The organism is Frankia sp. CoBUL1 (genome assembly GCF_978021245.1).
On the sequence record NZ_CDXDOS010000034.1, the window covers coordinates 1 to 18,834 of the forward strand.

Annotated in this window: 18 protein-coding genes; 12 read left to right on the forward strand and 6 right to left on the reverse strand. The window is 72.8% G+C overall.

Going from position 1 to position 18,834, the window contains the following annotated elements:
• The first annotated feature begins 824 nt into the window (after positions 1-824).
• Entirely contained in the window at positions 825-1,688 is an 864-nt protein-coding gene (locus AC08OX_RS05135) for a tetratricopeptide repeat protein (protein ID WP_476606756.1), read from the forward strand.
• A 97-nt stretch (positions 1,689-1,785) separates the two neighbouring features.
• Here AC08OX_RS05135 and AC08OX_RS05140 read toward each other — a convergent pair whose 3' ends face one another.
• Positions 1,786-3,117, reverse strand: coding sequence for a DUF1015 domain-containing protein (locus tag AC08OX_RS05140; RefSeq protein ID WP_476606757.1), 1,332 nt, complete (start codon positions 3,115-3,117; stop codon positions 1,786-1,788).
• 397 nt (positions 3,118-3,514) lie between these two features.
• Here AC08OX_RS05140 and AC08OX_RS05145 point away from each other — a divergent pair, with 397 nt between their 5' ends.
• Together AC08OX_RS05145 and AC08OX_RS05150 are read left to right on the forward strand one after the other, a co-directional pair.
• On the forward strand, positions 3,515-4,060 hold the full coding sequence (locus tag AC08OX_RS05145; RefSeq protein ID WP_476606758.1) for a tetratricopeptide repeat protein: 546 nt from the start codon (positions 3,515-3,517) through the stop codon (positions 4,058-4,060).
• Positions 4,057-5,397, forward strand: a complete 1,341-nt coding sequence (locus AC08OX_RS05150) for an HAD-IIA family hydrolase (protein WP_476606759.1) — start codon at positions 4,057-4,059, stop codon at positions 5,395-5,397. Before AC08OX_RS05145 ends, AC08OX_RS05150 begins: the two co-directional genes overlap by 4 nt.
• A 59-nt stretch (positions 5,398-5,456) precedes the next feature.
• Here AC08OX_RS05150 and AC08OX_RS05155 read toward each other — a convergent pair whose 3' ends face one another.
• On the reverse strand, positions 5,457-5,795 hold the full coding sequence (locus AC08OX_RS05155; protein WP_011437547.1) for an alkyl sulfatase C-terminal domain-containing protein: 339 nt from the start codon (positions 5,793-5,795) through the stop codon (positions 5,457-5,459).
• 289 nt (positions 5,796-6,084) lie between these two features.
• On the opposite strand from AC08OX_RS05155, the gene AC08OX_RS05160 reads away from it, so the two are divergent.
• From AC08OX_RS05160 to AC08OX_RS05185, 6 genes are all read left to right on the forward strand, one after another.
• A complete protein-coding gene (locus AC08OX_RS05160; protein WP_476606760.1) occupies positions 6,085-6,372 on the forward strand; it encodes a hypothetical protein in 288 nt (95 codons plus the stop codon).
• Positions 6,373-6,389: 17 nt separating this feature from the next.
• Complete coding sequence (locus AC08OX_RS05165) at positions 6,390-7,253, forward strand: TlyA family RNA methyltransferase (protein ID WP_476606771.1); 864 nt, start codon at positions 6,390-6,392, stop codon at positions 7,251-7,253.
• Positions 7,250-8,149 carry an NAD kinase gene (locus AC08OX_RS05170; protein ID WP_476606761.1) on the forward strand — a complete coding sequence of 300 codons (900 nt, stop codon included), beginning with the start codon at positions 7,250-7,252 and terminating at the stop codon, positions 8,147-8,149. The genes AC08OX_RS05165 and AC08OX_RS05170 overlap by 4 nt, the downstream gene beginning before the upstream one ends.
• A 182-nt stretch (positions 8,150-8,331) precedes the next feature.
• Positions 8,332-10,086: a DNA repair protein RecN gene (gene recN, locus AC08OX_RS05175; RefSeq protein WP_476606762.1), complete on the forward strand. Its 1,755-nt coding sequence runs from the start codon at positions 8,332-8,334 to the stop codon at positions 10,084-10,086.
• A 193-nt stretch (positions 10,087-10,279) separates the two neighbouring features.
• Positions 10,280-12,121 carry a CTP synthase gene (locus AC08OX_RS05180; RefSeq protein WP_476606763.1) on the forward strand — a complete coding sequence of 614 codons (1,842 nt, stop codon included), beginning with the start codon at positions 10,280-10,282 and terminating at the stop codon, positions 12,119-12,121.
• Entirely contained in the window at positions 12,118-12,741 is a 624-nt protein-coding gene (locus tag AC08OX_RS05185; protein WP_011437541.1) for an NUDIX domain-containing protein, read from the forward strand. Before AC08OX_RS05180 ends, AC08OX_RS05185 begins: the two co-directional genes overlap by 4 nt.
• A gap of 57 nt (positions 12,742-12,798) precedes the next feature.
• On the opposite strand, the gene AC08OX_RS05190 is transcribed toward AC08OX_RS05185, so the two are convergent.
• Complete coding sequence (locus AC08OX_RS05190; protein WP_476606764.1) at positions 12,799-13,734, reverse strand: PKD domain-containing protein; 936 nt, start codon at positions 13,732-13,734, stop codon at positions 12,799-12,801.
• Complete coding sequence (locus AC08OX_RS05195) at positions 13,731-14,279, reverse strand: hypothetical protein (RefSeq protein ID WP_476606765.1); 549 nt, start codon at positions 14,277-14,279, stop codon at positions 13,731-13,733. The genes AC08OX_RS05190 and AC08OX_RS05195 overlap by 4 nt, the downstream gene beginning before the upstream one ends.
• Positions 14,280-14,420: 141 nt before the next feature.
• Here AC08OX_RS05195 and AC08OX_RS05200 point away from each other — a divergent pair, with 141 nt between their 5' ends.
• Entirely contained in the window at positions 14,421-15,677 is a 1,257-nt protein-coding gene (locus AC08OX_RS05200; protein ID WP_476606772.1) for a site-specific tyrosine recombinase XerD, read from the forward strand.
• A gap of 142 nt (positions 15,678-15,819) precedes the next feature.
• Here AC08OX_RS05200 and AC08OX_RS05205 read toward each other — a convergent pair whose 3' ends face one another.
• On the reverse strand, positions 15,820-16,038 hold the full coding sequence (locus AC08OX_RS05205; RefSeq protein WP_023841797.1) for a hypothetical protein: 219 nt from the start codon (positions 16,036-16,038) through the stop codon (positions 15,820-15,822).
• A 440-nt stretch (positions 16,039-16,478) separates the two neighbouring features.
• On the opposite strand from AC08OX_RS05205, the gene npdG reads away from it, so the two are divergent.
• Both npdG and AC08OX_RS05215 read left to right on the forward strand, forming a co-directional pair.
• On the forward strand, positions 16,479-17,162 hold the full coding sequence (npdG, locus tag AC08OX_RS05210) for an NADPH-dependent F420 reductase (RefSeq protein WP_476606766.1): 684 nt from the start codon (positions 16,479-16,481) through the stop codon (positions 17,160-17,162).
• On the forward strand, positions 17,155-18,027 hold the full coding sequence (locus AC08OX_RS05215; RefSeq protein WP_476606767.1) for a helical backbone metal receptor: 873 nt from the start codon (positions 17,155-17,157) through the stop codon (positions 18,025-18,027). The genes npdG and AC08OX_RS05215 overlap by 8 nt, the downstream gene beginning before the upstream one ends.
• A 39-nt stretch (positions 18,028-18,066) precedes the next feature.
• Here the strand turns inward: AC08OX_RS05215 and panB are convergent.
• On the reverse strand, positions 18,067-18,834 hold a 768-nt coding region (gene panB, locus AC08OX_RS05220), incomplete at its 5' end, for a 3-methyl-2-oxobutanoate hydroxymethyltransferase (protein WP_476606768.1).

Genomic DNA, 18,834 nt, shown 5'->3' on the forward strand with positions numbered 1-18,834 from the left:
GAGGAACGCGGGGCGGGGCGGGCCAGTTCCGCCGCGGCCCGGAGGGCCAGGGCCGGCCGGACCGCTCCAGGGGTGCGGACTCCAACACCCGGTACGGCAACGCCCGGTACGGCGCACCGCCGCGTGCGGGCGATGCGGGATCCTCCAGTTCCTCTTCCTCCTCGGCCGCCTCGTTCGTCGACCGCCGCCCGGGTGGGGCTCGGCGTCCGGAGGGGACCGGCGGTGGGCGTGCTCCGGCGGCTGGCGGTGAGCGCTTTTCCCGAGCCGACGGCCCGCGCGGTGACCGGGGCCCGCGCGGTGACCGGGGCGCGAGCGGAGCCTCCGCCCGCAACCGGGTCGCCGCCGAGGCGGCTTGGCGCGAGCGTCGGGGTCGGCCGGGAGCGGAGGAGACCGGCCGGTCCGGAAGGCCGAGTAGCCGTCCCGACCACGGCAGACCGGGGCGCGACTCCTCGGTATCCCATCGGCCCGGGCAGCCCCGGGCCGGCAGCGACGGCCCGCAGCCCCGGCACGACGGCCCTGAACGGCCGACTCACGGCAGAGTCTGGCGTTCCGATGGCGACCGTCCCGCGGGTACGCGCTCGGCCGGCCCGCGGCCCGGCGGCGATCGAGGCCGGGAGTCCCGGGGGCCCCGGGACACCAGCGGTGGAGGGGACCGCCGCGACGGCGCCGCTCGCGCCGAGCACCGTGGCCGGCCGTTCACCGAGGCTTCCAGGCCCGGGGGCGGCGGCCCCCGCGGCAGCCGTCCGACCGGGGATGGCCGGACTGACAGAACCGACCGGGCTGGCCGGACTGATCAGACTGAGCAGGGCAGCCGGCGGGCCCGGGTGCCGGCTCCGCCACTTCCCGACGAGGCCCGCGCGGACCTGCTGGACCACGACGTGCGCCGGTCCCTTCGGGGGCTGCCATCGTCGCTCGCCGACACGATCGCCCGCCATCTCGTCGCGACCGCCCTGCTGCTCGACGACGATCCCGCCCGCGCGCTCGCCCACGCCCGCGCCGCCGCCGATCGGGTGCCGCGCCTGCCCGCGGTGCGCGAGGCGGTCGGTATCGCGGCCTACCATGCGGGGGAGTACGCGACGGCCCTGGTGGAACTTCGGGCCGCTCGTCGGATGGACGGTTCCGCGCACAACCTGCCGCTGATGGCGGACAGCGAACGGGGACTGGGCCGGCCGGAGCGTACCGTCGCCTACCTGCGGGATCCGCAGATCGACCAGCTTGATCCGGCCGCTCGGGCGGAGATGCTCATCGTCGTCTCCGGGGCCCGCCGGGACCTCGGTCAGCCGGAGGCCGCCGTCGTGTTGCTGCGGGATCTGGCCACGGCCAAGACGCCGCCCGCGCTGTGGACCGCCCGCCTCTGGTACGCCTATGCCGAGGCGCTGCTTGCCGCCGGTCGTCCAGAGGAGGCCGCACGCTGGTTCACCTCCACGGCTGCGATCGACGAGGGAGAGACCGACGCCGACGCCCGTGCGTACCTGATCATGACTGGTCGGCCTCTCCCCGAGGAGGACGAGGAGGCTGCCCAGGACGGCGCGGATCTCCTGCTCTCCGATCGGGCCGGTCCCGACGCGGACGCCGGGACCGAGGGGAACGTCGATCAGGACATCACCGGCCATGATCTTACTGATCATGGCACCGGCGCCGGCACCGAGGCTGCTCCCGAGGCCGAGGCGACGGAGACCGGGAGGTAGGACCGTTCGGCCGAGGACCACTCCGCCCGGTATCCGTGGGTCCGCGGGGAGACGGACCGTGTGTACGTCGATCCTACGCCGGTCCTATGTACGCCGGTCAGTCGTCGAGCGGACGCAGCACGAGTCCGGTGCGCGGCTTCGGGGTGAACAACGTCGACTTGCGCGGCATCCGCTCGCCGGCCTCGGCGACGGCCGTCACATCGGCGATCGGGGTGGGGTTGAGCAGTAGCGCGGTACCTCCCGCCGCAGCCGCCGCGGCGATCGCGGCCGGCGCGTCGTGGTGGTAGTCGACCACGCCCACCGTGTCAGTCAACCCCCAGACGTCCACGATCAACGCAAGATGAGCGACGGTGACGTCGAGTCCACGGAAGGCCGCCGACCGTTCGGGGGGCAGACTACGCGCGAGCAGGCCGGCGTCGGGCTCGGTGAGCAGGTAGGCCGCGGTGCCGTTGGTGACCACGAACGCGTGCCCGCCCTGCCCGGCCTTGGCCAGTTCCTCCACCAGCGCGTCCGGGTCCGCGCCTGCCGGCCCCACGCCACCGGCATCCCCGGCGGCGGTACCACCCTCGCCGGGCCCGGCGAGCTGACGCACGGTGAACACCTCGGCGGCCCGCCGCACCGCCTCGGTGAGCCCGAGACCACGCACCACCCGGTGGATGGCGTGCACCTGGGGCCCCGAGACGGTCGCGTCGACGAGGAAGGCCAGACCGAAGTCCCAGGGGCCCGAACCATCCCCGGCGGCGTGCCGTTCCGCCTGGTACTGGCGGTAGGTGGCGTACCGATGGTGGCCGTCCGCGATCACCGCGCGCCGGGGCAACAGGTCCGCGGCGATGGCGGTGAGGACCGCCGGATCGTCGATGGCCCAGAGCCGGTGCGTCACCCCGTCGTCCGTGGACGTCTCCACCAGCGGCGTCGTGGCGATCACCATCGAGACCACCCGGCTGGTCTCGCCACCGCCGGCGTAGAGCAGGAAGATCGGTTCCAGGTTCGCGCGGGTCGCGCGGGTCAGCGCCAACCGGTCTGAGACCGGGCCCGCCATGGTGTTCTCGTGCGGGAGGATGATCCCCGCATCCGGATCGGTCAGCGCGACCGCCCCGATCAGCCCGCGCTGGGCGTGGCCGGCCCGCTCCTCCTCGTAGACATAGACGGAGGCCTTCTCGTCGCGACGCAGCACTCCGCTGTCCAGCCATGCCCGCAGCGTGCGGGCGGCCCCGTCGTAGTCCTCCCCGGGGAGGATGAGCCGGACCACGTTGCGCTCGTCGCGCGCTTGGAGCTCCGCCCGCTCGGCGTCGTCGATGACGTCGTAGGGCGGGGAGGTCAGCGGGGCGAGGTCCGGCCCGGAGGACGGAAATCGTGCGGCCCGGAACGGGGCGAGCACGAGACCCGCCGGAGCGGGAACGGGACGATCGGCGTCAACCATGAGCCGCATCGTAGGGCCCCGAGGGTGCGGACCCGGTGTGACCCGGGAGTGCCCTCGCTGCTGACCGCCCGTGTTCCGGCCGGCCCGAGCGGGCGAGAGGAACATTTCACCACCTTCCCGTAGTGCGAGCGTGCCATCGGAGCGGCGGGACGGTTGACAGCGCACACCTGATCGTTATGGGGATCTCGAGGTACGTCGGGCGGCTTTGCGGCGACACTGGAGCTGCGGACCTCGAGGATGTGCCTGGCGCTTGGCGCCCGCGGTGGCGAAGCCGGACGGAGTGATTCCGGATCCGGCGGTGTTCCTCGGGTGAGAGGCGGTGATGCGCATCGAGGGCGCCACGGTGCGGCGGAGTCCGGCGCGAGGTCCGTGCCCGGTGCTCAGGATTGGTGTGGCGAGGAGACAGATGATCGTCCGTGTCGTGGAGGTGAAGATGTCCGAGGAGACCGGCCCTCCGGGGGATGTACCGGACGAGACGCCCGGTGGGCTGCCTGCCCGCAGACGACGTGATAGATCCAGCTCGGTGCCGTCCGATGTGACGTCCTGGGGGGATGACGGTGCGGACCGGTCCCGGCCGGGACCGGCGGGTGAGGTCTACGACTGGTACACCCGGGGGATGGCGCTGCTCGGCCACGGGGACGCCAATGCCGCGGTACAGCTGCTGGCCCACGCCGTCGCGGCCGAACCCGCCTCGCCGAGTGTGCGGGAGGCGCTGGCCCGGGCGCAGTTCACCGCCGGTCAGTACGGCGCGGCCCGGGAGACTTTCGCCTGGATCGTGGATCGGCATCCCACCGACGACTACGCCCAGTTCGGCCTCGGGCTGTCCGCCCGCAAGATCGGTGATCTCCGGGCGGCCGTGGAGCATCTGGCGCTGGCCGTGGCGATGCGTCCCGACATCCGACACTACGGTGTCGCGCTGCGTGGCGCCCGCGCGGCGTTGGCTCAAGCATGACCCGGCCGGCCGCCGTGCCCGCGCCGGCGCACGAGACCACGTCAACCAGGTCTTCGTCAGTCAGCCCTTCCGCGGTCTCCTCCGTTTCGTCGTCCTGCGGCTTGTCTGGTTTCTCTGTGTCCTCTGGTTGCTCCGTGTCTTCCGGCGGCTTCCCCGGGCCGTTGCGCGGGACGGACCGGCCGCTGGCCGACCTGTTCGACGTCGCCCTGATGGATCTTGACGGTGTCGTCAACCGTGGGGTCGCCGCCGTGCCGCACGCGGCCGGCACCATCGCAGCCGCGGGCCGCCGGGGGATGCGCACGGTGTACGTCACGAACAACGCGCTGCGCCCGCCGGCCGAGGTCGCCGCCCGCCTGCGCGGCTTCGGCGTGCCGGCGCAAACCGAGGACGTCGTCACCTCGGCGCAGGCAGCGGCGCACGTCCTGGCCGAACGGCTGGGCACCGGATCCCGGGTGCTCATTACCGGAGGGCGGGGACTTCGACAGGCGGTGACGGAGGAGGGCCTGGTCCCGGTGGACTCGGCCGAGGACGATCCGGCGGCGGTGGTCCAGGGGTTCGACCCGGATCTCACCTATGCCCGCCTCGCCGAGGCGGCCTATGCCATCCGGGCCGGAGCACTGTGGATCGCCAGCAACGCCGATCGCACCGTGCCAACCGAGCGGGGCGTCGCGCCCGGTAACGGATCCGTCATCGCCTTCCTGAGGGCCGCCACGGACCGCGAGCCGGTGGTGACCGGCAAACCCGAGTCGGCGATGCACCGCGAGTCGATGCGGCGCAGCGGAGCCCGGACACCCCTCATCGTCGGTGACCGGCTCGACACCGACATCGAGGCCGGTCACCGGACGTCGACGCCGACCCTGCTCGTCTTCACCGGGGTGACGACCCCCGGAGACCTGCTCGCCGCTCCCGCTCCGCACCGTCCCGACTTCCTCGCCGCGGACCTGCGCGGGCTGCTCCGGGCGGCGCCACCGGTGGAGGCCGTCCCGGAGCTGGGGAACCACGCCTATCGTTGCGGCGCCTGGAGCAGCCGGGTCGAGGAGGGGACGCTGCACTGGTCGGGTGAAAGCTACGGGCTGGGCGATGACGCGTCGGATGGCGATCGTTCAGGTGGCGGTCATTCCGGTGGGGATGCGTCAGACCGGGATGTGTCGGGTGACGACACGTGGAACGGGGACGGCACCGACGGGCTGGACGGGCTGCGGGCCGCCTGCGCCACGGTCTGGTCCGCCCTGGACAGCGGCGTCGCCGTCCACGCGATCGCGGCGCGACGCCCGCCGGGTTGCGAGGACCTGATGGCTCCGGCGCCCCGGGCACCGGAGCCCGTGGCGCTCGCCTGAGTCCCGGTGTCCGCCTGAGTCCCGGCGCCTTGGAGCATCGTCGGTGAACAGGCACATCGTCACAGCAGCGAGCGGACCCGCAGCAGATCCCACACGCTCGCGTCCACCTTCAGCCGCCCACTGGCCCAGGCGGTCATCGCGGGAAGCCTTCCCTCGGCGACCGCCACCAGGTCGTCGCTCTCCAGCGTCAGGGTGATCTGGGCGTCGTCGCGGCTGCCTTCGCCAATGTGCCGCAGGCAGCCGTCACGCAGCTCCCCGGAGAAGACAGCGCCGAGATCGGGGATACGACAGACGATGACGCGATCCGGGGCGCGCGGGGGACGGCCGTCGGCGGAGAGCCCATCCAGACGGGCGGCGAGAGCATGGAGCGCGGCCTCGCACTGCGACCTGTCGGCCATCCCGGCCGGTCCTCCTCTCGGCCTGTTCGACCTGCGCCCCTCTCGGCCCGGCGTGTCCGGGACACTAGCGTGAGAGTAGGTGTTCCGGGCGGGACGACCCGCGTGGCGGGCGAGTTTACACCGGTTGCGAGCCGATCTCCGGTGGTCCTGACGGACCCGGGGTGAGGTCCCGGTCCGGCCGAGGGCGGATCCGGCCGGACGAGGAGTGGACAGGACATGAGATTCGTCGCATGACGCACGTCGCCAGGGTCCGTCGCGTCAGCGGCCGTGAGTGCGGGAGGCTGACAACGTGAACACCGAGAATCTGCCTGCCGAGGTTCGCGGCGCCCTCGGCCGGCTGGACATGCTCGACGTCCTACCGACGGCCGCGCATGTCGAGGTCTTCGAGGAGATAAACCGCCGGTTGGCCGGGGCACTGGCGGACCTGGACGGGAGCGCTGACCAGGTCAAGGGCGCTGACCGCGTCAAGGGCGTCGGGGGCGCGGCCGGGCCGGGCGTGCCCGTTCCGGCGCGTTGCGGGGCGCGTCCCACGGGAGGGCCGCGGCCCGGGCCGGGCATGATCCGGCCGGCGCGGTGAGTCGCTCCGGGGTCGCGATGTCCCGCCGGACACGTCTGGACAGCGAACTTGTCCGTCGTGGTCTCGCCCGGTCCCGGGAGCAGGCCGTTGCGGCGATCATCGCGGGTCGGGTGCTGGTCGGCGGCATTCCTGCCACGAAGGCCGCCACGGTGGTCGACGGATCCACCTCCATCGCGGTGACGAAGGGGGACGATCCCGGCTACGCCTCCCGCGGCGCGCACAAACTTCTGGGTGCCTTCGAGGCCTTCGGGGTCCCCGCACCGGGACCGGGTGCCGGGACCCCGCGTTCGACCGGCCCCACGCTGGTCGTGGCCGGTCGTCGGTGCCTGGACGTCGGTGCCTCCACCGGCGGCTTCACCGACGTGCTGCTGCGGTACGGTGCGGGGACCGTCGTGGCCGTGGACGTCGGCTACGGGCAGTTGCTGTGGCGGCTGCGCTGCGACCCCCGAGTCCGCGTGCTCGACCGTACCAACGCCCGGAACCTGACGCCCGCCGAGATCGGTGACCGCGTCGACCTGGTCGTCGGGGACCTGTCGTTCATCTCGCTGGCCCTGGTGCTGCCCGCGCTGCGCGCCTGCGCGGTCCCGGATGCCGATTTCGTGCTGCTGGTGAAGCCCCAGTTCGAGGTCGGCCGGGAGCGGCTCGGGCCCGGCGGGGTGGTGCGTGACACCGCATTGCACGCCGAGGCGGTCCGCGACGTGGCGGCGTCCGCGGCCATGCTGGATCTCGGCGTGCGTGGCGTCACGGCGAGTCCGCTGCCCGGCCCGGCGGGCAACGTCGAGTACCTGCTGTGGCTGGCCGCCGGGGCCCCACCGCTCGACGCGGACGTCCTGACCGGGGCGATCGCAGCCGGCCCCGCGGGACCGGGGCGCCGGGCATGACGCGGGAGATCCTCGTCGTCACCCATCCCCGCCGCTCGGTGGTCCGGGAGAGCGCCCATCGGGTCATCGAGGGCCTGGCCGCCGCCGGGGTGTCGCCGCGGGTGCTGCGGGACGAGGCGGAGATGCTCGACCTGACCGCCGCCAACAGCGTGCCGCCCGACGCCGACGCGGCCGTCGGGGTGGAACTGGTGCTGGTCCTCGGCGGCGACGGCAGCCTGCTGCGCGGCGCGGAGCTGGCCCGCACCGCTGACGCCCCGCTGCTGGGCGTGAACCTCGGGCATGTCGGGTTCCTCGCCGAGGCCGAACCCGACGCGCTGGAATCCACCATCGAGCACGTCGTCCGCAAGGACTACACGGTCGAGGAACGCATGACGGTAGACGTCACGGTCCGGCGGCGTGGCGAGGTCACCTATACCGGCTGGGCGCTCAACGAGATGTCCCTGGAGAAGGCCGAGCGCGCTCGGATGCTGGAATGCGTGTTGGAGATTGACGGGCGTCCGCTATCCCGGTGGGGCTGCGACGGGGTGATCTGTTCGACGCCCACCGGATCCACCGCCTACGCCTTCTCGGTCGGTGGCCCGGTGATGTGGCCGGGCGTCGAGGCCCTGCTGGTCGCCCCGATCAGCGCGCACGCGCTGTTCGCCCGGCCGCTCGTGCTGGCGCCGACCTCCGCGGTCGCCGTGGAGATCCTGCCGCCGGTGCCCGCGGTCCTCTACTGTGACGGCCGGCGGTCCGTCGAGGTGCCCCCCGAGTCGCGGGTCGAGGTGGTCCGCGGCCGCCGACCGGTGCGGCTCGCCGTGGTGCGCCCGCTGCCGTTCACTGATCGTCTTGTTGCCAAGTTCGGCCTTCCGGTGGAAGGTTGGCGGGGACGCAACCAGCGTGCCTCCCCCGCGTAGCGGCTTCGCCGCGACGCGGGGACCCCTGGCCTTGGGCGCCGTTCGGGGTTTCCGTCAGCTTGCCTTCGGCGAGCTTCCTGGGGTGGCTGTCGGGGGGCTTCGCCGCGACGCGGGGACCGCGATGTCGGATCTTCCGCCTCTGCGATATCGGCCTCCGTCCTGGTGACGCTAGAGTTCGGGGCGTGCTCGAGGAGATTCGCATCCGCGGCCTCGGGGTCATCGACGATGCCGCCCTCGCCCTCGCTCCCGGCCTCACCGTGGTGAGTGGCGAGACCGGAGCCGGCAAGACCATGATTGTCCAGGGGCTGGGGCTGCTCACCGGCGGGCGGGCGGATTACGGTCTGGTCCGGCCCGGGGTCGATCGCGCCTTTGTCGAGGGTCGGCTCGTCATCGGTGCCGAGTCGGCTGTCGCGGCCCGGGTCCGCGAAGTCGGCGGCGACCTCGACGAGGATCCGGGTGGCGCCGTCCTCGTCGTCGGTCGGACCCTGACCGCGGAGGGCCGGTCCCGGGCGCAGGTCGCGGGCCGCTCGGTTCCGGCGAGTGTCCTCGCCGAGATCGCCGAGGAGCTGATCGCCGTGCACGGCCAGTCCGAGGCGCAGCGCCTGCTCAAGCCGTCCACCCAGCGTGATGCGTTGGACCGGTTCGCCGGTTCCGCCGTCGCCGGGCCGTTGGCCCGCTACGGCGGTGCGTACCGGGAGCTGACCCGGGTCAGTCGGCAGCTCGCCGAGATCACCGACCGGGTGCGTGAACGCGAGCAGGAGGCGGAGCTGCTGCGCATCGGCCTGGACGAGGTGGAACGGATCGCCCCCGGCCCCGGTGAGGACGTCACCCTCGACGCCGAGCTGACCAAGCTGGAGCACGCGGAGACCCTGGTGCGGGCGGCGCGGACCGCGCACGCCGCGCTGATGAGCGATCCGGCCACTGGGTCGGACGAGCCCGGTGCGGTCGATCTGGTGGCCGCGGCCCAGCGGGTCATCGCCGGCGAGTCCGCCCTCGACACCGAGCTCGCCGCCCTCGGCACGCGGCTCACGGAGGTGGGGATGCTGCTCACCGACGTCGCCGCGGACCTCGCCTCCTACGCGGAGGGCATCGATGCCGACCCGGTGCGCCTCGCCGACGCCCAGGCGCGCAAGGCCGCCCTCACCAACCTGACCCGGGCGCACGGCACCGGCATTGACGGCGTGCTGGCCTGGGCGGACCAGGCCGGGCGCCGGTTGCTGGAACTCGACGGCGCCGGGGACAGCGTCGAGGCGCTCACCGCCCGGCGGGACAGCCTGACCGCCGAGCTGGCCCGGCTCGCCGAGGAGGTCAGCGAGGCCCGGACCAAGGCGGCGGCCCGGTTCGGTGCGGCGGTCGCCGCCGAGCTCGCCGGGCTCGCGATGCCCCGGGCCCGGGTGGAGGCCGCCGTGTCGCAGCGCGACGATCCAGCCGGTCTGCCGGTCGGCCTGCGGGTCGTCGCGTTCGGACCGTTCGGCGTCGACGACGTGGAGCTGCGGCTGATCCCGCATCCCGGGGCGCCGCCGCGGCCGGTCCAGAAAGGCGCGTCGGGCGGTGAGCTGTCCCGGGTCATGCTCGCGATCGAGGTCGTACTCGCCGCCGCTGACACCGGTTCGACCATGGTCTTCGACGAAGTGGACGCCGGGGTCGGCGGCCGGGCCGCGGTGGAGATCGGCCGGCGCCTCGCCCGCCTCGCCCGCACCCATCAGGTGATCTGTATCACTCATCTGCCGCAGGTCGCCGCCTTCGCGGACCGTCATCTGGTGGTCCACAAGGCCGACGACGGATCGGTCACCCGTAGCGGGATCGTCATGCTCGACGACGCCGGCCGGGTGCGGGAGCTCTCCCGGATGCTCGCCGGCCAGGAGGAGAGCCCGCTGGCCCGTGGGCACGCCGAGGAGCTGCTCGCCGCCGCGGAGGCCGACAAGGCGCTGCCGTAGTGCCACCGCGGTCGGGAGGTCGGACATCCTGCGGTGGTCCAGGCAGTCACCGAAGGTGATAACCGAGGGGCATGACTCACCCTTATGGCAGAGTCCCCGCATTGCGCTGGAGGCGTCGCGCGGGGGAGCTGTTACCGTGAAGTCCCGTGGAGGCGCCGGGGCCGGACCGGCGGCGTAACCACGGGAGCTTCGGGTGGGTCAGGCGCATATCACCAAACACATCTTCGTCACCGGCGGGGTTGCGTCCAGTCTCGGCAAGGGACTGACCGCGTCGAGCCTTGGCCGACTACTCAAGGCTCGTGGACTTCGTGTCACGATGCAGAAGCTCGACCCCTACCTCAACGTGGACCCGGGGACGATGAACCCGTTTCAGCACGGTGAGGTGTTCGTGACCGACGACGGGGCCGAGACCGACCTCGACATCGGCCACTACGAGCGGTTCCTCGACGTCAGCCTCGACGGCAGCGCCAACGTGACGACGGGTCAGGTCTACTCGGCCGTCATCGCCAGGGAACGCCGCGGCGGCTATCTGGGCCAGACCGTCCAGGTCGTCCCGCACATCACCGACGAAATCAAGGACCGGATCCGGCGGCTGGCCGGTGACTCCGTCGACGTGGTGATCACTGAGGTCGGCGGGACCGTCGGGGACATCGAATCGCTGCCCTACCTGGAGGCGATCCGTCAGGTACGCCACGAGGTCGGTCGGGACAACGCCCTGACGGTGCACGTGAGCCTGGTCCCCTACCTCGCCCCCTCCGGAGAGCTGAAGACCAAGCCGACCCAGCATTCGGTCGCGGCGTTGCGCAGTATCGGCCTGCAGCCCGACGCCGTGGTCTGCCGGTCCGACCGGCCGCTGCCCGATTCGCTCAAGAAGAAGATCGCGATGATGTGCGACGTCGATGATGAGGCCGTCGTCGGGGCGCCGGACGCGAGTTCCATCTACGACATCCCCCGGGTGCTGCACCGCGAGGGCCTCGACGCCTACGTGGTGCGTCGGCTCGGGCTGTCCTTCCGCGACGTCGACTGGACGGAGTGGGACACGTTGCTGCGGCGGGTGCACCACCCGGCCAACACGGCGACGATCGCGATCGTCGGCAAGTACGTGGATCTCTCCGACGCCTACCTCTCGGTGACCGAGGCCCTGCGCGCCGGCGCCTTCGCCACCGACACCCGGGTGGACCTGCGGTGGGTCACCTCGGACGAGTGCTCTTCCCCGGATGCGACGGCCACCCTGCTCGACGGGATCGACGGGGTCATCGTTCCCGGTGGTTTCGGGGTGCGGGGCATCGAGGGCAAGCTCACCGCGCTGCGGCACGCCCGCGAGAACGGCATTCCGACCCTCGGTATCTGCCTCGGCCTGCAGTGCATGGTCATCGAGGCGGCCCGCAGTCTCGCCGGCCTGGAGGCGGCGAACTCCACCGAGTTCGTCCCCGAGACCCCCCACCCGGTGATCTCCACGATGGCCGACCAGCACGAGGTGATGGCCGGCACCCGGGACATGGGCGGCACGATGAGACTGGGCCTGTACTCGTGCGTGCTGGTGCCCGGCACGCTCGCCCAGCGTGAATACGGCGTCGCCGAGGTCGCCGAGCGCCACCGGCACCGGTACGAGGTGAACAACGACTATCGGCACCGGCTGGCCGCCGCCGGGCTGGTCTTCTCCGGGACGTCACCGGACGGCCGCCTGGTCGAGGTGGTCGAACTGCCCGCCGATGTGCATCCGTACTACGTCGGCACCCAGGCACATCCGGAGTTCCGGTCCCGGCCGACCCGGGCCCATCCGTTGTTCCGGGGTCTCGTCGCCGCGGCGGTCGCGCATGCGGACCGCCGCCGCGGGGTGCTGCCGGTGGACCTGCCGAGCGAGGACGCCGCCACCCCGGAGAACGGCGTCCCGGAGAACGGCGTCCTAGAGAACGGCGCCGCGCAGACCCGCGGCGTCACGGCCGGTCGATCCGGCGGGAGTATCCGCCGGGGCGCGAGCGCGTCCCGGCCGAGCGTCAGCTCCAACGGCACCGCCGCGCTGGTGTCCCCGTGACAGCGACCCCGCACCGGTACGAGGTCACCGAGAGCACCCTGGCCTACCAGGGGAGGGTCATCTCCGTCCGCCGCGATCAGGTGCGGATGCCGGATGGCGACATCTCGCAGCGTGATGTGGTGGTGCATCCCGGCGCCGTGGGGGTGGTCGCCCTCGACGAGGCCGATCGGGTGGTGATGGTCCATCAGTACCGTCATCCCGTCGGTGGTCCGCTGTGGGAGCTGCCCGCCGGCATTCTCGACGTGCCGGGCGAGCCGGCGTCCTCGGCCGCCGCGCGGGAGCTGGCCGAGGAGGCCGGGCTGCGCGCCGACCGCTACGATCTGCTGGTTGACGTGTGGGCCTCACCAGGGATGACCGACGAGGCCTACCGCCTCTTCCTGGCCCGCGGGCTGCACGAGATCCCGGCCGCCGAGCGGTACGTGCCGGTGCACGAGGAGGCCGAGATGGGTCTCGCCCGCATCGACTTCACCGACGCCGTCGAACGGGTCCTGCGCGGTGAGATCACCAACGCGATGGCGGTCATCGGGCTGCTGGCCACGGCCCGGGCGCGCGCCGAGAACTACGCCGGTCTGCGCCCACCCGACGCACCCTGGCCCGCTCGTCCCGCTCACCGCGGCTGAGCCGCCGCCGCGCCGCGGCCCCCGTTTCTCCGCGGTGGCGTCGGTCCCGCGGTGGCGTCAGTCGTTGTGGACCAGCACGCCGGCGGCCTCGTCGACGACGAGGCCCGCTGCGGCGGCGAGGGTCACCGCGGCGATCGGGAACGCCTGCGCGACCCCGGGAACGGTGAACGTGCCATCCCAGGTCACCGCGAGGGTCACCTGGTACCGGCCCGGCCGGGCGTAGCCGTGCGCCACGTAGGCCTCGGGATGATCGCGCGGTGAGATCGCCGGGTCGTAGGGCCGGCCGGGAGCGTCCGGGCCGGTCTCGCCGTCGCCGAACTCCCAGTGATAGTGGGGAACGGCACTGATGGTCGCCACGACCGGCTGGTCGACGTTGAACGTGAACGAGTCGGGCACCGGGGTGTAGAGGATCGTGGCCAGGTTCGCGAAGCTGCGGCCGGACGGCGCGATGACGATGGACGGCTTCGGCAGGAGTCTCTCGCGCAGGTAGTTGGCGAGCGCGGCCTGCACCTGGGCGATCGGCACCGCGCCGGCGGGCAGCAGGTAGTTGAAGCAGCCCGCCACCGCCTGGTCGTACTGGGCCCGCGCCTGCGCGTCCATCGCCGGATCCGGCCCGACCGCGGTCAGCAGGTCACAGACGGCCGCCGGGTCGTCCGGACAGTCTTGGCCGCAGGCCGCGCTCCGCCGGGCCCCCGAGCCGGTCGGGATCCCGACGCGCTCCAGCGCTCCGTCGTGGTAGCGGTACTGGTAGCCGTTGTCCGTGGCCCGAGTGTCACAGGTACCCCACAGCGCGCCGACGCAGGGCACCGGGACGGTGCGTCCGGGCCCCGCGGCGGCGGGCGTCGCGCCGCCGGCGAGGCCGGTCAGGCCCACCAGTAGCAGCGCGCCGACCGCGATCAGTGCCGGGCGCGGGATCGTGCGGCGCCGGGCGGCGGTGGTCGTGCGGGCGGCGGTGGTCGCGTGCGGGCCGGTCGTCCCCGGGCCGGTGGTCATGCTTGGGCCGGGGCGTAGCGCAGGGTCTGGATACGCCAGCCGTGGTCGGTGAGCGACAGCTCGGCCGTGCCGACCCGGGTCGGCACGCCCGGGGCGTCGGAGACCCGCCGGCCCGCCGGGTCCAGCAGCCCCACCGCCCGGGTCCGCACGGTGAAGTCCACCTCGGTGACGAGCCCGACCCGCGGCCGGGCGAGCACGTCGCTCAGCTGATAGGCCGGCCCGTCCGCGCGCAGCCCCCGCTGCTGGAGCGAGCGGGTCACCCCGACGTCGAGGGCGCAGGGCTGGCAGCCATCGAGCGCCGTCGGCGCGATAACCGCGACCCGACCGGCCCGCGCGGCCTCGTTGATCTCGTGAAAGTAGCCCTCGACCGTGCGGGTGGCGGCCGCGGGCGTGTCATCGATCGCACCGGGGGCCGAACCGGAGACGGAAGGGCCGCCGGAGACGGCCGTGCCCCGGTTCTGGGAACCGGGGCGGGCCGGGAGCGCGGCCCCGGACGGCTCGTGCTGGTCGCCGCCGCAGCCCGCGCCCGTGAGGATGACGAGCATGGCGATGACGACCCCCAGCCGTGCGGCGTACCGTGACGACCCGTTGCCCGCCCGCACAAGTCGCCAGGATAGCCGCGGAAACGCGGTATGTGGATAGGCACCAACGGAGAACGGGGGGCAGGTCCTACTATCAGTTCGATGATGGGAGTCACCGACGGCGACCGGGTATTCCGGCTGCGCCCCCCCGCGGCCTCGGCATCCGGCGTCGGCGGGTCCTCGGATCATCGTCCGTCGGCACCTCGGCCCGGCCCGGACGACCTGGCCGGGCCGATCGACCTGGCTGGGCCGGACGACCCGCCCCGGCCTGCGGATCATCGAGCCGGGTCCCAGCTGTCCCAGCTGCGTGGCACGCCTGCCGGCGTCATCGAGCGCTATCTCCACCATCTGGAGGGCGAACGCGGACTCGCGCGCAACTCGGTGCTCGCCTACCGTCGCGACCTGCGCCGCTATTGTGATCATCTCTCCGCATGCGGTCTGCCCTCGTTGGACGCGGTCGGTGAGGCGGAGGTTGCCGGATTCGCCGCCGTGCTGCGCACCGGTGACGACACGCACCCGCCGCTTGCCGCGGCGTCGGTCGCGAGGATGCTGGTCGCCGTCCGGTCGCTGCACCGCTTCGCGGCCGACGAGGGTGACGTCCCCGAGGACGTGTCCCGGCCGGTTCGACCACCGACGCCTCCCCGGCGGCTACCGAAGGCCCTGAGCATCGACCAGGTGGTGGCCGTCCTCGCCGCGGCCGCAGGTGCGCCCCCGCCGGGATCCCCGCCGCCCGGGGGACCGCCGCCGGTGGAACCGGCCGAGGCCGTCCGTCGTCTGCGAGCGACCGCGTTGCTGGAGCTTCTCTACGGCACCGGGGCCCGGATCTCGGAGGCCGTCGGTCTCGACGTCGACGATCTCGATCTGGAGGCCGCCTCCGTGCGCCTGCATGGCAAGGGCGGACGCGACCGGATCGTCCCGCTCGGTCGGTACGCCATCGCCGCGGTGGCCGACTACCTGCGGGTGGGGCGGCCGACGCTGGTCGCCCCCCGCTCGGGGCCCGCGGTCTTCCTGTCCCGCCGCGGTAACCGCCTGTCCCGGCAGAGCGCGTGGTCGGTGCTGCGTACGGCGGCGCTCGCGGCCGGTGTGGAGGGGGTCTCACCCCATGTGCTGCGCCATTCCTTCGCCACCCACCTGCTCGACGGCGGCGCCGACGTCCGGGTGGTGCAGGAGCTGCTGGGACACGCCTCGGTCAGTACCACCCAGATCTACACCCTGGTGACGGTGGACCGGCTTCGCGAGGTGTACGCGGCCTCGCATCCACGCGCCTTGGACGCGGCCCTGGGCTCGATCGGTCACTACTCCCGGACCTGGGGCCCGAGGACGGACCGGTGCGTGACAGGCCCGTGCATGACGGGCCCGTGAGTTTCGCCGGGGCACCGCCCCGGTTCTGAGCGATGGTCGGCGTCCCGGGCGGATGTCCACCCGGGACTGTCCGCGTGAGAACGCGCCAAGTGGCGCGATGCCGCCGCGTGGGGACAGGTGGACCGGCGCGGCACGTGGATGCTCAGGATGGGGTGTACGGCCCCAGGCTGGGCATCCCGTTGGAAGGGGCCGAGGCGGGAACACCGCCGACACCGCCGACCGTCTGCGTGCTGCGCTCGGCCAGGGTTTCGCCCACCTTGCGGGCGATCGCTTCCATCAGGCGCAGTGCCTGCGGCAGCGACAGGTTCAGCACCACTTCGCTGTCGTTTGTCATCGCGAAGCGAACCGACACGTCCGCCATTGCTCGACCTCTCTCGCCTGACTCCGAAGATCTGCTCGATGTGTGTGAAACGGAACGGTACGGCCCATCTGAGACCAATGCGCGCGCGGGGTTCCTGGAAGTACCGGCGGTTTCGCTTTTCGTGTCTACTCGCTCACCAAGTGTCGCGGTCCAAGAGCTGTAGCTGTCAGTCACGTGGGCTGCTCCTCTGCCGGTGGCGACGTGTATGGACCCGGTCGATCCGGATCTCCCCGCGGGGGGCGAGTTCGGAAAAATCGGACACGTAGCTGTCCCGTTGTCTCTGCATAGTCCCTCATTGCAAGGAGCTGTCCGCAAGGGGGGGTACTTGTCGTGCATCGTCATGTCGGAGGGTGAACGGGTTGGTTCCCACTGTTCTGGGAACGCTTTCACGGGTGTCACGCAGCCGGGCGGCCAAAGCCCGGATCGGGCAGGATGGCAGGGTGGCTTCGACTGACCGCGTCCGGCCGGACGTCCCCGCGCTGATCATCGGTATCCTCGGCGGCTCGGGTCCGCAGGGCGGGGGCCTCGGCCTGCGGTTCGCCGCCTCCGGCCATCTCGTACTGATCGGGTCCCGCTCGACCGAACGCGGCCAGCAGGCCGCGGCCGCGCTCGCGCGCCCCGGCCTGCGCATCGAGGGCGCGGACAACGCCACGGTCGCCGAGCGCGCCGATGTCGTCATCATCGCGGTTCCTTGGGAGGGCCATCGCCAGACCCTGGCCGCCCTGCGGGAGCCATTGGCCGGGAAGATCGTGATCGACTGCGTCAACCCCCTCGGCTTCGACAAGGGGGGTGCCTTCGCGCTCGCGGTGCCCGAGGGCAGCGCCGCGCAGCAGGCGGCCGCCGTCCTGCCGGACAGCGCCATCGTGGCGGCCTTCCACCACGTCTCCGCGGTGCTGCTGGCCGATGACGCGGTCACGAAGATCGACACGGACGTCCTGGTCCTCGGCGACGATCGGGCCGCCACCGATCTGGTGGCCGCGCTCGCCGAGCGCATTCCCGGCATGCGGGGCATCTACGCCGGCACGTTGCGCAACGCCGGTCAGGTCGAGGCGTTGACCGCGAACCTGATCTCGGTCAATCGCCGGTACAAGTCGCACGCCGGCCTGCGGGTCACCGATGTCTGAGCGGCGTCCGGACGGGCTACGTCCGGATGTGGCCCGTTTGGACGGGGCCCGTTTGGACGGGGCCGCGGTGGCGAATGGGCGGGAACGAGAGGCGGGGACGGCCCCCCGGGACGACCTGGGCCACCCGGTGGCGATTCCGGCGCGGGTGGAACGGATCGTCTCGCTCGTTCCCAGCCTCACCGAGTCGATCGCCGTCACCGCGCCCGGTCTGCTGGTGGGTGCCACCGACTGGTGCAGCCATCCCGCGGGGCTGGCCGTTACTCGGGTCCGGGGGACGAAGAACCCCGACCTCGATACCATCGTCTCCCTGGCCCCGGACCTGGTCTGCGCGAACGCCGAGGAGAACAGGGAACCCGACCTCGCCGCGCTGCGCCGGGCCGGGCTCGCCGTGTGGGTCACCGCCCCCACCACGGTCGATCAGGCTCTGGTGAGCCTGGACCGGATGTTGCGCCTGGCCTGCGGGCTGGCTCGTCCCGGCTGGCTCGACGCCGCCCGGCAGGCCTGGGCCGTGCCGGCCGCCGGACCGCGACGGCGGGCGTTGGTGCCGATCTGGCGCCGGCCGTGGATGGCGGTCGGCCGGGACACCTTCACCGGCGACGTGCTGCGCCGGCTGGGGGTCGACAACGTGCTGGCGGACTCGCCGGACCGCTACCCTCGGATCGATCTCGCGGCCGTCCCGCCCCATGACCTGGTGGTCCTGCCCGACGAGCCGTACCCCTTCAGCCCGTCGGACGGGCCCGAGACCTTCAGCGCGCCCGCGGTCTGCGTGTCCGGCCGCCTGCTGACCTGGTACGGCCCGTCCCTGGTCGATGCGTGGTCCGTGCTCGCGGCGGCGCTGGCCCGGACCGGCGATGGACCGGGGTGACAGCGCCGGCGCCGCCGGCACCACCGGCCGGGTGACTGATCAGTAGCTGTGCTCGATCGTCGGGTACCTGCCGTCCCGGACGTCCGCGCGGTAGGCCCGGGCGGCGTCCGCGAGAATCGTGCGCAGATCCGCGTACCGCTTGACGAACCGTGGCGTGCGGCCGCCGCTCAGCCCGGCCATGTCCTGCCAGACCAGCACCTGGGCATCGCATCCCGAGCCGGCTCCGATACCCACGGTGGCGATGCGCAACTCCTTCGTCACCCGGGTGGCCAGATCGGCGGGAACCACCTCGAGCACGACCGCGAACGCGCCGGCCGCCTCGAGCGCCAGCGCGTCGGCCAGCAGGATCTCGCCGGCCTCGTCGCGGCCCTGGACCCGGTAGCCCCCGATGGTGTGGATGCTCTGCGGGGTCAGCCCCAGATGCCCGATAACGGGGATGCCGGCGCCGACCAGGGCGTCCACCGCCCGGACCACCCGGGAACCGCCCTCGAGTTTCACCGCGTGCGCCCCGCCCTCCTTGAGGAAGCGGGTAGCGCTCGCCAGCGCCTCGGCCGGCCCCCCCTGGTACGACCCGAAGGGCAGATCGGCGACGACCATCGCGTGCGGTGCTCCGCGGACCACGGCCCGGACCAGCGGCAGCAGCTCATCGACGGTGATCGGCACGGTCGTGTCGTAGCCGTAGACGACGTTGGCGGCCGAGTCCCCGACCAGCAGGACGGGGATCTCCGCCTCGTCGAAGACGGCGGCGGTGGTGGCGTCGTACGCGGTCAGCATCGACCACTTCTCGCCCCGGTTCTTCGCCGCGGC

Excerpts from the sequence above, each read along its gene's own strand:
- AC08OX_RS05140 (WP_476606757.1), bottom strand. The coding sequence starts at position 3,117 with ATGCGGCTCATGGTTGACGCCGATCGTCCCGTTCCCGCTCCGGCGGGT.
- AC08OX_RS05145 (WP_476606758.1), top strand. The coding sequence starts at position 3,515 with ATGATCGTCCGTGTCGTGGAGGTGAAGATGTCCGAGGAGACCGGCCCT.
- AC08OX_RS05150 (WP_476606759.1), top strand. The coding sequence starts at position 4,057 with ATGACCCGGCCGGCCGCCGTGCCCGCGCCGGCGCACGAGACCACGTCA.
- AC08OX_RS05155 (WP_011437547.1), bottom strand. The coding sequence starts at position 5,795 with ATGGCCGACAGGTCGCAGTGCGAGGCCGCGCTCCATGCTCTCGCCGCC.
- AC08OX_RS05165 (WP_476606771.1), top strand. The coding sequence starts at position 6,390 with ATGTCCCGCCGGACACGTCTGGACAGCGAACTTGTCCGTCGTGGTCTC.
- AC08OX_RS05170 (WP_476606761.1), top strand. The coding sequence starts at position 7,250 with ATGACGCGGGAGATCCTCGTCGTCACCCATCCCCGCCGCTCGGTGGTC.
- AC08OX_RS05190 (WP_476606764.1), bottom strand. The coding sequence starts at position 13,734 with ATGACCACCGGCCCGGGGACGACCGGCCCGCACGCGACCACCGCCGCC.
- AC08OX_RS05195 (WP_476606765.1), bottom strand. The coding sequence starts at position 14,279 with ATGCTCGTCATCCTCACGGGCGCGGGCTGCGGCGGCGACCAGCACGAG.
- AC08OX_RS05200 (WP_476606772.1), top strand. The coding sequence starts at position 14,421 with ATGGGAGTCACCGACGGCGACCGGGTATTCCGGCTGCGCCCCCCCGCG.
- AC08OX_RS05205 (WP_023841797.1), bottom strand. The coding sequence starts at position 16,038 with ATGGCGGACGTGTCGGTTCGCTTCGCGATGACAAACGACAGCGAAGTG.
- AC08OX_RS05215 (WP_476606767.1), top strand. The coding sequence starts at position 17,155 with ATGTCTGAGCGGCGTCCGGACGGGCTACGTCCGGATGTGGCCCGTTTG.